This is a genomic window from Microbispora sp. NPDC088329 (assembly GCF_040685655.1).
Lineage (GTDB): Bacteria > Actinomycetota > Actinomycetes > Streptosporangiales > Streptosporangiaceae > Microbispora.
The window spans coordinates 75,160-88,170 of the sequence record NZ_JBFBIP010000007.1 but is presented as its reverse complement, the minus strand read 5'-3'; the positions used below and the strand labels follow the sequence as shown (position 1 = coordinate 88,170).

Annotated in this window: 14 protein-coding genes and 1 pseudogene; 10 read left to right on the top strand and 5 right to left on the bottom strand. The window is 73.0% G+C overall.

Translation table 11 applies throughout. The features are described from left to right. Positions 1-132 precede the first annotated feature (132 nt). Positions 133-624 carry a cupin domain-containing protein gene (locus AB0O28_RS15955; RefSeq protein ID WP_363640619.1) on the top strand — a complete coding sequence of 164 codons (492 nt, stop codon included), beginning with the start codon at positions 133-135 and terminating at the stop codon, positions 622-624. A 129-nt stretch (positions 625-753) separates the two neighbouring features. Here the strand turns inward: AB0O28_RS15955 and AB0O28_RS15950 are convergent, their stop codons facing one another. The 4 genes from AB0O28_RS15950 to AB0O28_RS15935 all read right to left on the bottom strand — a co-directional run bounded on the left by AB0O28_RS15950 (position 754) and on the right by AB0O28_RS15935 (position 4,127). Beyond that, entirely contained in the window at positions 754-1,359 is a 606-nt protein-coding gene (locus AB0O28_RS15950; protein ID WP_363640617.1) for a CBS domain-containing protein, read from the bottom strand. Between the two features lie 11 nt (positions 1,360-1,370). Next, a complete protein-coding gene (locus AB0O28_RS15945; protein WP_363640615.1) occupies positions 1,371-2,507 on the bottom strand; it encodes a CapA family protein in 1,137 nt (378 codons plus the stop codon). Then, on the bottom strand, positions 2,480-3,223 hold the full coding sequence (locus AB0O28_RS15940) for a hypothetical protein (RefSeq protein ID WP_363640613.1): 744 nt from the start codon (positions 3,221-3,223) through the stop codon (positions 2,480-2,482). Before AB0O28_RS15940 ends, AB0O28_RS15945 begins: the two co-directional genes overlap by 28 nt. A 91-nt stretch (positions 3,224-3,314) precedes the next feature. Further along, a complete protein-coding gene (locus AB0O28_RS15935; RefSeq protein ID WP_363640611.1) occupies positions 3,315-4,127 on the bottom strand; it encodes a methyltransferase domain-containing protein in 813 nt (270 codons plus the stop codon). 119 nt (positions 4,128-4,246) lie between these two features. On the opposite strand from AB0O28_RS15935, the gene AB0O28_RS15930 reads away from it, so the two are divergent. From AB0O28_RS15930 to AB0O28_RS15900, 7 genes are all read left to right on the top strand, one after another. Next, entirely contained in the window at positions 4,247-5,200 is a 954-nt protein-coding gene (locus AB0O28_RS15930; RefSeq protein WP_363640609.1) for an ATP-dependent DNA ligase, read from the top strand. A gap of 70 nt (positions 5,201-5,270) precedes the next feature. Further along, positions 5,271-6,887, top strand: coding sequence for an MFS transporter (locus AB0O28_RS15925; protein ID WP_363640607.1), 1,617 nt, complete (start codon positions 5,271-5,273; stop codon positions 6,885-6,887). Between the two features lie 17 nt (positions 6,888-6,904). Further along, positions 6,905-7,528, top strand: coding sequence for a helix-turn-helix domain-containing protein (locus AB0O28_RS15920; protein ID WP_363640605.1), 624 nt, complete (start codon positions 6,905-6,907; stop codon positions 7,526-7,528). Positions 7,529-7,726: 198 nt separating this feature from the next. Next, positions 7,727-8,284: a toxin-antitoxin system HicB family antitoxin gene (locus AB0O28_RS15915; protein ID WP_363640603.1), complete on the top strand. Its 558-nt coding sequence runs from the start codon at positions 7,727-7,729 to the stop codon at positions 8,282-8,284. 91 nt (positions 8,285-8,375) lie between these two features. Then, on the top strand, positions 8,376-9,221 hold the full coding sequence (locus AB0O28_RS15910) for a DUF4097 family beta strand repeat-containing protein (protein ID WP_363640601.1): 846 nt from the start codon (positions 8,376-8,378) through the stop codon (positions 9,219-9,221). 27 nt (positions 9,222-9,248) lie between these two features. After that, a complete protein-coding gene (locus AB0O28_RS15905) occupies positions 9,249-10,223 on the top strand; it encodes an ATP-binding cassette domain-containing protein (protein WP_363640599.1) in 975 nt (324 codons plus the stop codon). Beyond that, a complete protein-coding gene (locus AB0O28_RS15900) occupies positions 10,220-11,023 on the top strand; it encodes an ABC transporter permease (RefSeq protein WP_363640597.1) in 804 nt (267 codons plus the stop codon). Before AB0O28_RS15905 ends, AB0O28_RS15900 begins: the two co-directional genes overlap by 4 nt. A gap of 120 nt (positions 11,024-11,143) precedes the next feature. On the opposite strand, the pseudogene AB0O28_RS15895 reads toward AB0O28_RS15900, so the two are convergent. Next, positions 11,144-11,503, bottom strand: a pseudogene (locus AB0O28_RS15895) (SAM-dependent methyltransferase); the annotation flags it as partial. 117 nt (positions 11,504-11,620) lie between these two features. Between AB0O28_RS15895 and AB0O28_RS15890 the strand changes: the two are divergent. Further along, positions 11,621-12,010 carry a VOC family protein gene (locus AB0O28_RS15890; RefSeq protein ID WP_363640594.1) on the top strand — a complete coding sequence of 130 codons (390 nt, stop codon included), beginning with the start codon at positions 11,621-11,623 and terminating at the stop codon, positions 12,008-12,010. Positions 12,011-12,110: 100 nt separating this feature from the next. Beyond that, complete coding sequence (locus tag AB0O28_RS15885; RefSeq protein WP_363640592.1) at positions 12,111-13,010, top strand: hypothetical protein; 900 nt, start codon at positions 12,111-12,113, stop codon at positions 13,008-13,010. Position 13,011: the final 1 nt, after the last annotated feature.

The window sequence follows — 13,011 nt, the reverse complement described above, 5'->3', positions numbered from 1 at the left end:
GGGCTGCCACGCCCTCCGGCCCGGCCGGTGGATGCGAGAGCCGTCCACCTGAGACCATGATCGGCAGGGGTCCACCCGACGGCGCGTCGCCGGGGGCGCGAGCCGGTAGGAGCGAGTGACGAGGAGGTCGGCATGTCGTACCCGAAGGAGCTCTTCCACGGGGACAAGGGAGAGATCAGCGGCAATTTCCGGAAGGGCGGCTCCACGCCCGACCTGGTGATCGGCGGCCGCCCCACGCACGTGCACTACCTCGCCACGGGCGAGTCCACCGGCGGGCAGTACGGGCTCTACCTGTGGGACATGCGAGGGCCGTCCAGCGGCCTGGGCGCGCACTTCCACAAGACGATGTCGGAGTCGTTCTTCGTCCTGTCCGGCACGGTCGGGCTCTACGACGGCGACCGGCTGGTCAACGCCACTCCCGGCGACTACCTCTTCGTCCCGCCGGGCGGGATCCACGCGTTCAACAACCCGGAGGGGCCCGCCTCGATGCTGGTCCTGTTCGCCCCCGGCGCACCGCGTGAGGCCTACTTCGAGGAGCTGGCGGAGATCGTGGCGAGCGGACGGCAGCTCACCGAGGAGGAATGGACCGACCTCTACCGTCGCCACGACCAGTACATGGTCTGACCGGGCCCGGACGCCGGCGCGCCGGGGCCGGGAGCTCGCCGGCGGGCCGTGGCGTCCGGCGGGCGGGCCGGCGTCCACGACCTGATGCCGTGACCGACAAGGTTGGGGCGAAGATCGGCGGGAGGGGCACTAGCTGAGCAGCCCTTCGGGGAAGACGACGTCGGCGACCCCGGGAACGGTACGGGCGACCAGCTCGGCGATGCGGGCCGACCGCTCGTCGCCCGGGCCGTACAGTTCGACGACGCCGTCCCGCACCGCCGCGCCGAACGACGCCGTGTCGGCGCAGTCGCGCAGCGCCGCGAGCACGTCGTCGCGGATGCGCTCGTCCCCCTGGGCGAGCAGTCCCATCAGGTCGCGCCGGCTGACGATGCCCACGAGTTCGTCGTCGCGCACGACGGGAACGCTCTTCACGCCCGTCGTGATCATCAGCTCGATCAGGTCCGTGGTGTCGGCGCCGTCCCCGACCGTGGCCACGCGCGGCGTCATGACCTCCTCGACGAGCGCGGTGGGCCTTCCGGCGCGCGGGGCCTCGGGGCGCAGGAAGGCCCGGGGACTGGTTCCGAACTCGCCGCGCAACAGGTCCATCTCGCTGACGATGCCGACCATCCGCCCCGCCGCGTCGACCACCGGCGCGGCCGTGATGTCCTGCTCGTACAGCAGGCGGACGGCCTGCTTGATCGTCGCCGTACGCCTGACCGTCACCACCGGCGTCGTCATGATCTCGTGAACCAGCATGTGACCACCTCCTACGCGGCCGGCGCGAGGACGAGCGTGCCGCCGGGCGCCGGTCCGATCCGCGCGCCGAACTCCCGGCTGATGCGGTCGAGCGTCGCCCGCAGCCACTCGAGGTCCTCACCACGGGCGTGCCGCAGCCGCATGCGTACGGCCCGCATCGGCGCCATCCGCAGCTCCAGCAGCCGCCCCGACTCGGCCTCGGGCGTCGCCTCGACGGTGACGAAGTACAGCAGCCGCAGGTCGTCGCGGTACTCCTCGTAACCGGTGATGCCCTCGTAGTCGTCGATGAAGTCACCACAGCCGTAGAGGATGAGCCGGTCCCGGTACACCTCGATCGGACGGGGATGGTGGGAGGAGTGGCCGTGCACGAGATCGACGCCGCCCTCGACCAGCGCGTGCGCGAACTCGACCTGGTCGTCCCCGACCTCGTAGCCCCAGTTCGACCCCCAGTGGACGGAGACGATCGCGATGTCCCCCGGCCGCTTGACCCGCCGTACGCGCCGGACCGTCTCCGCCGCGGCGTCGCGGGACGGCCCGGGCAGGAAGGCCACGCCGGGCCGGTCCCGGACCGCCGCCCACCCGTCGGGGACGCCGCCGGACGGCATCCCGGCCGCGAACACCAGCACCCGCCCGCCTCCCGGCAGGGCCACGACCGCGGCCCGCCGCGCCTCCTCCTCGTCCAGCCCCGCGCCCGCCTCGTCCAGCCCCGCCCCCGCCAGCGCGTGCAGCGTCTCCGTCAGCCCGCGTACGCCGAAGTCCAGCACGTGGTTGTTCGCCAGCACGCACACATCGGGCCGGGCCACGGCCAGAGCGGGGAGGTTGGCCGGGTTCATCCGGTAGTGCACGGCCTTGCCCGGCGCGAAGTCGCGGCTGCCGGTGACGCTCGTCTCCAGGTTCAGCACGCGTACGTCGGGGGCGGCCTCGTCGAGCACCTCCAGGGCGTCGCCCCAGGGCCACGAGTAGCCGGCCGGGCGGGGAATCGGGCCGTTGGCCGCCTCCGCCAGTTCGACGTACTCCCGGGCGTCCCGGACGCATGACTCCTCCAGCGCCGGGTCGCCGGGGTGCGCGAGGATCTGGTCGACGCCCCGGCCCAGCATGACGTCGCCGCACAGGAACAGCGTCACCGGGTCCCCCGCCGCCGACCGCATCTCACCCCTCCCCCGTCACCACCGCGCAGCGGGCGCCGCCCGGACAGTGGGGGGAAGCCCCTGTGGTGGGCCAGCCACAGGCGGACGAGGGCGGTCTCGAGGTCGCGCACGTCCAGCCCCGCGTCGCCGGCGATCTCCCGCAACCGCCGCAGGGGGTGGTGTTCCCCGCCGAGGAGCCCGGCGTGCCGCCCGGCCTCCACGGCCCGGTCGTCCGGGGGCGGGTCCACCCCGGGCCAGACGCCGCGCAGTTCCCGCAGGAACAGCGCGACCGTCACCGGGCCCCATCCTGGCAGCGCGCCGAGCGCGGCGCGGGTCTCGTCCAGGTCTGCCCCACGCAGGGCGCCGACCCCGCCGCCCACCGCCTCGGCCAGGCGAAGCAGGCGCGTGGCCGTCCGATAGTCGTAGCGGGCGTAACCCCCGCGATCGAGGATCTCGACCAGTTCCTCCCAGGTGCGGCCCTCCGCGTCGGAGAGCGTCCGCACCCCCGCCTCGGCCATCGCCCGGTAGGTCCGCACGGCGATCCCGGAGGAGATGCGGGTGCCGAACAGCGTCGCCGCGAGCAGCCACCGCTCGACCTCGCGGTCACCCCGGTCGACGTCGATGCCCGTCTCCCGGGAGAACCGGCCGCCCAGGGCCTCGACGAGACGGCACGCGCGGTCCGCCAGGCGGGTCAGATCCCTGGCCCCCGCCGTGCGGCCACGTGTCCTGGTCGTCACACCTCCATCCTCCTCCGCGGGCGCGGCGGCGCCGTCGGGGGGCGTCTCAGGCGCCGGCCGGCAGGTCCGGAGGTCGCCCCGGGAGTGCTCGTCAGGTCAGGCGGCAGAGGATCTCGCCGTGCAGGACGCTGAACCAGGCGTCCTCGCTCGCGGCCCACTCCCGCCAGCCGTCGGCGATGCGCCGCAGGTCGTCCTCGGTGGCGTGACCACCCTCCACGGCGCGCCCGGCGTAGGAGGACCGGACCGTGCGGTCGGCCCACAGACCGCCCCACCACTCCCGCTCCTCCCGGGTCGAGTAGCACCAGGTGGACGACGACGAGGTGATGTCGGTGAAGCCGGCCTCCCTGGCCCAGGCGCGCAGGCGGCGTCCGGCGTCGGGCTCGCCGCCGTTCGCGCGGGCCACCCGGCGGTAGAGATCCAGCCAGTCGTCCAGGGCCGGGATCTGCGGATACCACGCGAAGGCGGCGTAGTCGGAGTCGCGCGCCGCGACGATCCCGCCCGGCTTGGTCACTCGCCGCATCTCGCGCAGCCCGCCCACCGGGTCGCCGACGTGCTGCAGCACCTGGTGGGCGTGCACCACGCAGAAGGCGGCGTCGGGGTGATCGAGCGCGTGCACGTCGCCGGTCGTGAAGCTCACATTGCCCAGGCCGCGCCCCTCCGCCTCGCGGCGCGCCTGCTCCAGGACGCCGGTCTCGGTGTCGAGACCGATGACCTCGCCCTGCGGCACCCGTTCGGCCAGGTCCGCGGTGATCGTGCCCGGGCCGCAGCCGACGTCCAGGATCCGCATGTGCGGCTTCAGCGCGCCCAGCAGGTACGCCGCCGAGTTGGCCGCCGTACGCCAGCGGTGGGAGCGCAGAACGGAGTCGTGAAAGCCGTGTGTGTAGACGGCCGTTTCGTTCGCCATGCCGGTTACGATCCCATGCGTCTCGCAATTTGAGCAAATTTGTCTCGGATATTGATATAACGGCGGGCCGCCGACCGGGGACGTTGATTCCGGGGGCCGGTCGCGGGCATGGTGATCACATGACCAGCGATGAGGTTCGCGACGGAGTCACGCTGACCAACCTCGGCCAGCCGTTGTTCGACGGCGCGGGCGCGACCAAGCGCGACCTGGTCGACTATCTCGACGCGGTCCGCGACCGCGTCCTCCCGGTGCTGCGTGAGCGCCCGCTGTCCGTCGTGCGGGTGCGGCAGGGCCAGGCGCCGTTCATGCAGAAGAACGTGCCCTCCTACGCCCCGGACTTCGTGCGGACGGTCACCGTATGGGCCGAGTCGTCACAGCGGCGGGTGTCGTACGCCCTGTGCGACGACCGGCGCACGCTGTTGTGGCTCGCCAACCAGAGGGCGGTGGAGTATCACCCCGCCCTCGTTCACGCCGGCGAGTGGGACCGCCCCACCCATCTCGTGCTCGACATCGATCCGCCGTCCGCCGAGGCGTTCCCGCAGGCCGTGGCCGCCGCCCGGCTGGTCGGCCGGGCGCTTGCCGACGCCGGCCTGTCGGGTGCGGTGAAGACCAGCGGCGCCAAGGGCCTGCACGTGTTCGTGCCGCTGGAGGCGCACACGACGGAGGACGTCGCCGCGGCGACCCGCGCGCTCGGCGTACACGCCGAACGCCTCGACCCCGCCCTCGCCACGACGGCGTTCATCCGGGAGGACCGCGGAGACAGGGTGTTCATCGACTCGACCCGGTCGGGCGGGGCGACCGTCGTCGCGGCCTACAGCCCGCGCGTACGGCCCGGCGTCCCCGTGTCGTTCCCGGTGGCGTGGGACGACCTGGACCGGATCACCCCCGGCGACTTCACCGTGCACACGGCGGCGGACCTGCTGCGGAACGACGACCCGTGGGCCGCGCTCATGCCGAAGCCCCAGCGGCTCCCCCGCGACCTGATCGAGGAGGGCCACACGATCCCGGTCGCCCGCGTCCAGGCCATGCACGAGGGCAAGCGCCGCGCCCGCGCTCGCCGATCCACCTCGTGACGACACGCACCGCGCCGCACCCCCTGACGGCCGGACAGGTTGGCGACAGCGTGTTGCTATAGTTCGCGACATGCCGTCGCCATCATCGCGTCAAAGCTGGCTCCCCCTCGTCGTGCTCGCCACCGGCGTGTCGATGGTCGTCATCGACGCCACGATCGTGAACGTGGCGGTGCCGGCGATCCTCGCCGACCTGCGTCTCGGCGCCACCGACGTGGAGTGGATCAACTCGATCTACTCGCTGATGTTCGCGGCGCTGCTCGTTCCGTTCGGCCGGGTCGGCGACCTCTACGGCAGGCGGCGCCTGTTCGCCCTGGGCGTCTCGGTCTTCCTGCTGGCGAGCGTGCTGGCGGCGACGTCGGTGAACGGGCCCATGCTCATCGGCGTACGGGCCGTGCAGGGCGTGGGGGCGGCGATGGCCGTGCCGATGACCCTCGCGATCATCAACCGCGTCTACGTGGGCCGTCAGCGGGTGATCGCCTTCGCGGTGTGGGGCTCCATCATCGGCGGCATGGCCGCCGTCGGCCCGCTGGCCGGGGGCTGGCTCGTCACCGAGCACGGCTGGCGGGCCGCGTTCTGGGTGAACCTGCCCATCGGCGCGTTGCTCCTGCTCGGCTCGCTGCGGGTGCCCGAGTCGCGGGACGGCCACGCGACGGGCGGCGACCTGGCCGGACTCGTCCTCGCCGTACTCGGCACGACCGGCGTCGTCTTCGCACTGATCGAGGGTCAGAAGTACGGCTGGCTGGAGCCGCGGCGCACCGCGGACCTGTTCGGCCTGCGGTTCGAGAGCGTCTCCCCCGTGCCGTTCGCCTTCGGCATCGGCATCCTCGCGCTGGTCGCCCTCGTCGTGCGCGAACGGCGGCGCGGGCGCGCCGGACGGCCCGTGCTCGTCGACCTGACGCTGTTCGAGCTGCCGAGCTTCCGCTACGGCGCGATCGCGGCGGTGATCGTGGCGCTCGGCGAGTTCGGCATGATCCTCGTGCTGCCGCTCTTCCTGCAGTCCGCGCTCGGCTACACCGCCTTCCGGGCCGGCCTCGTCATCGCCGCGCTGGCCCTCGGCACCTTCGTCGCGGGCGGGCTGGTCCCCCCGCTGTCGAAGACGTTGTCCCCGCGGACCATCGTGCGGATCGGCCTCGGCATGGAGGCCGTCGGCGCGACCGGCATCGGCCTGTCCCTCGCGCCGGACATGGGCGCCTGGCGGCCCGTGCCGTGGCTGCTCCTCTACGGCGCGGGCATCGGCTTCGCCACCGCGCAGCTCACCGGCGTCCTCATGGCCGACGTGCCGGAGCGTCTGTCCGGCGGCGCGTCCGCGCTCCAGAGCACGATCCGCCAGCTCGGGGCGGCGCTGGGAGTCGCGGTCCTGGGCGGGGTGCTGGTGGCCGGGCTCGGCTCGGCCGTCGAGCGTGGGCTCGCCGACCGGCCCGCACAGGTCCGCACGAGCGTGGCGCGCGCCGTCGAGGAGAGCGCCGGCGCCGCCCTCCCCGGGCTCCGCGACCCGGCGATCCACGCGGTCGCGGTGGAGTCCGCGGCCGAGGCGACCCGCAGAGTCACCTTCATCACGGCGCTGGCGCTGCTGGCCGGAGTCGGCGCCACCCTCCTGCTCCCCCGTACGCCGGTCGTGCGGGAGGAGTCACCGGAGCGGGTCGCGGCGGGCGGGCCGGATACTGGAGGTCGCGACCTGGACATGTAGCGACCCTGGAGGGGGTAATGCCGAGGATCAGCGCGGCGACCGTCGCGGATCACCGGGCCAACCAGCACGCCGCCCTGCTGGAGGCGGCGCGGGAGATCCTGGCCGCCGAGGGCGTGCACGCGCTCACTCCGGCGGCCGTCGGCGCCCGGATCGGCCTGGCCCGCTCCAGCGTCTACCGCTATTTCGCCTCCACGGCGGACATCCTGGCCCAGCTCGTGGAGGACGCGTTTCCCCGCTGGTCGGCCCGTCTGCGCGCCGCCATCGCACCCGCCGCCGACGGCTCGCTCCCCGGCAGGATCCGGGCGTACGGCAGGGCCGCGCTCGACTTCGTCGGCAGCCCCGACTACGCGCTGATCCCGGCACTGCAGGCGATCGGGCTGCCGGGCGAGTGCCGGGTCCGGGTGGACGAGCTGCACGGCGAGCTGATCGCACCGCTCGCCGACGCGCTGCGCGAGGCCGGGGCCGACCATCCCGCGCTGCGGGCCGAGCTGGCGTGGGGAGTGCTGCGGGCGGGGGCCCGCCGTCTCATGCCGGACGCGGCGGCACAGGACCCGGAGGCGCAGGACCCGGCGACGGTGACGGCGGACGCGGACGAGATCATCGAGGTCACCCTCGACGTGCTCACCCGCGCCCTGCGCTGAGGCGCCCTTCTCGCCGCACATCGCCGGCGGACGTGAGCGCCGGCCCGGCGCACAAGGCCGGAGTCGAGCCGATCGTCGGCGTCGTCGCCGCCCGGCTCGTCGCTCTTCGGGCACCGCCTCCCGCGCATGACATCAGCCCGACGCAGGATGACGTCATTATTGATTGACGTGACGCCAAAGTGACGTCATAGTTGAGTCATGGATCTGATGCCGTACGTCGAGAACCTTCGCCGTCAGCTCGCCGTCGCCGCCGAGGCGGGCGGCCCGGATGCCCGCGCGCTGGCCGAGCGGCTCACCGGAGCCCTCGAATCGGCCACCAGGCTCACCCTGCTGGAGGCGCTGTCGGCGGCGGCGGACGAGATCACCCGTGATCTCGCACCGGGTTCTGTCGACGTGCGGCTCCGCGGCGGCGACCCGGCGTTCGTGGTGACGCCACCGCAGCCGGCGCCGTCTTCGGGGGGCGCTGCCGGCGGACCCGAGACCGCGCCGCCGACAGCGCCCCCGACAGCGCCGGAGGCCCTCCCGCCCGCCGGGCCGCCGTCCGGCGAGGAGGGCGGCACCGCGCGGGTGACCCTGCGGCTGCCCGAGCCACTCAAGGCGCGCGTGGAGGAGGCGGCCGCCCGGCAGGGGATCTCGGTCAACGCCTGGCTGGTCCGCGCCGTCTCCGCCGCGTGCGAACCGGGCGCCGGGAGCGGTCCCGCCGACCGGTCGCAGCAGCCCCGCGGCGGGCGCAGCTACACCGGCTGGGTGCGTTAGCGGCCCCAACCGGCTCCATCCACTCGTCACCACCCCATCGCCCGGCCCCGAGGCCGGGACAGTGCACCGGACCCATGAGGAGGGCTCCGCCATGCCTGCTTTCGAGACCCCCGAGCCGATCGTCGCCGACATCCAGATCTACCTCGGCCAGGTCCGCATCCACGCGAGCGACCGCGCCGACACCGTGGTGGAGGTGCGCCCCAGCGACCCCTCCAGCGAGGCGAGCGTGCAGGCCGCCGCGCGGACGATCGTCGAGTTCTCCGGCGGACGGCTGCTGGTCAAGGACCCCAAGCCCAAGGCCCTGAGGTATCTGCTGCCCTGGCGCGGCTCCGTCGACGTGACCATCGAGTTGCCGGCCGGGTCCCGCGTCGAGACCCAGGGCGCCGCGGAGCTCATCGCCACCGGGCCGCTCGGCCAGACCGTCCTGCAGAGTTCGTACGGCGATGTGCGCCTGGAGGAGACCAGCCTCCTGGACGCCAGGACGTCCAACGGCGACCTCTCCGTCGACCGGGTGACCGGACCCGCCGAGGCGACCACCTCCAACGGGGCGATCCGGATCGGAACCATCGACGGTCCCGCCACGCTCAAGACCTCCAACGGCGCCATCACCCTCGGCGAGGCGACCGGCGACGTGCAACTGAAGACCGCCCACGGCGACATCACCGTCTCCCGCGTGCCGGCCGGCCTCACCGCCAAGACCGCGCACGGCGCGATCCGGATCGAGGCGGCGGTGAACGGGACCGTCCACCTGGAGACCGGCTACGGCAAGATCGGCGTCGGCATCGCCGAGGGCACGGCCGCCTGGCTGGACGTGCATTCCAAGAACGGCGTGGTGCGCAACAGCCTGGACGCCGCCGAGGGCCCCGAGACCACCGACACGGTCGTCGAGGTGCACGTGAACACCAACTGGGGCGACATCGAGATCCACCGGTCCTGACCACCGAACAACCGACAAGGAGCCCCCATGAGCGACGCGATCACCGCCGAAGGACTGGTCAAGAGATACGGCGAGGTGAAGGCCCTGGACGGGCTCAGCTTCTCCGTCCCGCGAGGGACGGTGCTCGCCCTGCTCGGCCCGAACGGCGCCGGCAAGACCACGACGGTGCGGGTCCTGACCACGCTGCTGCGCCCCGACGGCGGCCGCGCCACCGTCGCCGGATGCGACGTCGTCGGCGACGCCCGGCGCCTGCGCTCGTCGATCGGGCTGTCCGGCCAGTACGCCGCCGTCGACGAGCACCTCACCGGCGCCGAGAACCTGGAGATGATCGGGCGGCTGTACCACCTCGGCGCGAGGCGCAGCAAGGCCCGCGCCCGTGAGCTGCTCGAACGCTTCGATCTCACCGACGCCGCGGACCGTCCGGTGAAGGGCTACTCGGGCGGCATGCGCCGCCGCATCGACCTCGCCGGCGCCCTGGTCGCCGACCCGCCGGTGCTGTTCCTGGACGAGCCCACCACGGGCCTCGACCCCCGCGCCCGCGCCGCGCTGTGGGACACCATCTCCGAACTCGTCGCGGGCGGCAGCACGCTGCTGCTCACCACCCAGTACATGGAGGAGGCCGACCACCTCGCCGACCAGATCATGGTGGTGGACCACGGCCGCGCCATCGCCCGCGGCACCGCCGACGAACTCAAAGACCAGGTCGGCGGCAACCGCATCGAACTGACCGTGACCGACGCCGCCGAGCTGGAGACCGCCCGGCGGACCCTCGCCCCGTTCGCCGTGGGCGCCGTGCGGACCGTGCCGGAATCGCTCCAGATCACCGCCCCGGTCGCCGACGGCCCCGAGTCGCTCCGCCAGGTCCTCGGCCGGCTCGCCGACGCCGGGGTCCGAGTGCGCGACGCCGGCCTGCGACGGCCCACCCTCGACGACGTCTACCTCACCCTGACCGGGCACCAGGCGTCCGGCACCGACCCCCAGGCCCGGGAGGCCATCCGATGAACGCGCTCACCATGTCCTTCGCCGACGGCTGGACCATCGCCAGGCGCAACACCCTGAAGATCAGGCGCTCGCCGGACCTGCTCGGTAGCGTCATCACGCTTCCGATCGTGCTCGTGCTGCTGTTCGCCTACGTCTTCGGCAGCGTCATCGACGTTCCGGGAATGTCATATCGGGAGTTCCTGCTCCCCGGCATCTTCGTCCAGGCAGTGATCGTGAGCGCGCAGATCACCGGCTACACGCTGACCCTGGACCTGCAGAAGGGCATCTTCGACCGGTTCCGCTCGCTGCCCATGGCCCCGTCCGCGGTGCTGATCGGCCAGACCGTCAGCGACCTGCTGATGAACCTCGCCAGCCTGGTCGTCATGGCGGTGATGGGACTGATCGTCGGCTGGCGGGTGCACACCCCGCCCCACGAGGCCGTCCTCGGTTTCGGGCTGCTGCTGCTGTTCGCCTACGCGTTCTCCTGGTTCACCGCGGCCGTCGCGCTGACCCTGCGCACCCCGGAGAGCTTCAACAACATCGCGTCCACGGTCTCCTTTCCGCTGATGTTCGTCTCCAACGCCTTCCTCGACAGCTCCGCGCTGCCCACGCCGCTCCGCGTCGTCGCCGAGTGGAACCCGGTCTCCACCATCACCCAGGCCGCACGCGAGCTCTTCGGCAACACCAGCACCGCCATGAAGACCTCGGACGCCTGGCCTCTCCAGCACGCCGTCCCGGCATCGCTGCTCTGGATCACCGTCATCCTGGTCGTGTTCATCCCGCTGGCGACCCGCCTCTACAAGAAGGCGATCAGCGCCTGATCGTCCGCGGCGTCGATCGGCGACGGATCCGGCGCCCGGTCAGGGCTTGCGGCCGACGGCTCCCAGGATGCCGGAGTCGCCCGGGTCCGTCGGCACGTCCCAGGGGACGTCGGGCCGCCACGCCCGCGCGTGGACGAGGACGGCGGGATCGTTGTCGACGTACACCACCCGCGATCCCGGGGCGTGCCGCTGCGCGACCTGATGGACGTTCTCCTGCGTGGGCAGCCCGGCGCCGATGTCGATGAACTGGGTGACGCCCGACCGGGCCAGGTGCCGTACGGCACGGCGGAGGAAGCCGCGGTTCTCCCGCGCGATCTCCCGCCCGTCGTTGCCCATCTGGCGGCCGAAGGCGAGCATCTTCTCGGCGGCCTCGCGGTCGGCCGGGAAGTTGTCCGTGCCGCCCAGGTAGTAGTCGTACATCCGGGCGATGCTGGGGACGGTGGGATCGATTCCCGCCGGCAACTGTTCGCGATCGTCCATATGCCCGCTCCTCGCCGATGGGATCACTCCCGCGGATTCATGGCGTGAAGATCATGTCCTGCGATTCCCCCGCGGGCAATGGGGCAGCGGCACCCTGAGGAGATTCCAGGAGGACGCATGACGCCACGCATGACCCTGACAGCGGCGGTGCTCAACGCACCCGACGCACGCGAGCTGGCGCTCTTCTACCAGCGGCTGATGGGCTGGCCGATCGACGACGACGAGCCCGGCTGGGTGACGTTGCGTGAACCCGGTGGCGGCACGGGCCTGTCGTTCCAGACGGAGAAGCTGTACGAGCGGCCCGCATGGCCCGCGAAGCCCGGGGAACAGCAGATGATGCTCCACCTGGACATCGAGGTGGACGACCTCGACACGGCCGGAGCCCACGCCGTCGAGGCGGGCGCGACCCTCGCCGGCTACCAGCCGCAGGACGACGTGCGGGTCTACCTCGACCCGGCGGGGCACCCGTTCTGCCTGTGGGTCAGAACGGGCTTACCGGCACGCTGATGATCTGGCCGTGAAAACGGCGGCCATGTGAAAGCGGATTAATGTGGGCGACATTCCACGGACGGTGACCACGTAACAACGTCTGGTCAGACTTCCGGGTATGAGCGAACCGAGAAATGCCGCCGACGGGGGCGGGCACGCGTCTCCCGGCCCGCGTCCCCGCCGGCCGGATTCCCGGCACCCGGATCCCCGTCACCCGCATCCCGGCCACCCGCATCCGCACCACCACGGCGTCCGATCGTGGCGGCGGGAGATCGCGGAGCTGGCCGCGCTCTTCCTCGCCGTCGGCCTCGCCCACGTGCTCACCACCCTGCTCGGCCACCGGGACCCCGGCCCGGTGGTCCTCGTCGGCCTCGGCCTGGCGCTGATCCTCGGCTCGGCCGCGCACAGGCGGCTGTCGTCGTCGGGAGGCCTGAGGCCGCGCGTCCACGCCGGGGCCGGGCAGCCCACGAGCCTGTGGCGGGTGCGGGCCAGGGTCGCCGAGCGCCCCGGCCGTCTCGCCGCGCTCGCGGGGGCCTTCGCCCGGCTGCGCTGCAACATCCTCGCCCTGCAGATCGCGCCCGCGGGCAGCGCGGCGATGACACCGGGAGGCTCCGACGCCCTGGACGAGTTCATCGTCGAGGCCCCGGCCACGCTCACGCCCCTCGACCTGTGGCGCGCGGTCGACCGGGCGGGCGGAGCGGACGCCGTGATCGTCCCCGCCCAGGTCAGGGACCTCATCGATCCCGGCATCCAGGCGCTGCTGCTGGCTCAGCGCGTACGCGACGACCCGGGCGAGCTGGTCGCCGCCATGACCGAGCTGCTGCGCACGGCCGAGGTCCGGTGGCGCGGCCCCGGCGAGCCGGACCCCGAGGGAGGACCGACCGTGATGACCGTTGCCGTGGACACCGGGGGTGTCCTGGTGGCGCGGCGGCCCGGCCTGCCGTTCACGCCGACCGAGACGGCCCGGGCCGCCGCCCTGGCGGCGGCGGCCCGGCATCGGCAGTGGGCGGACGAGTGAT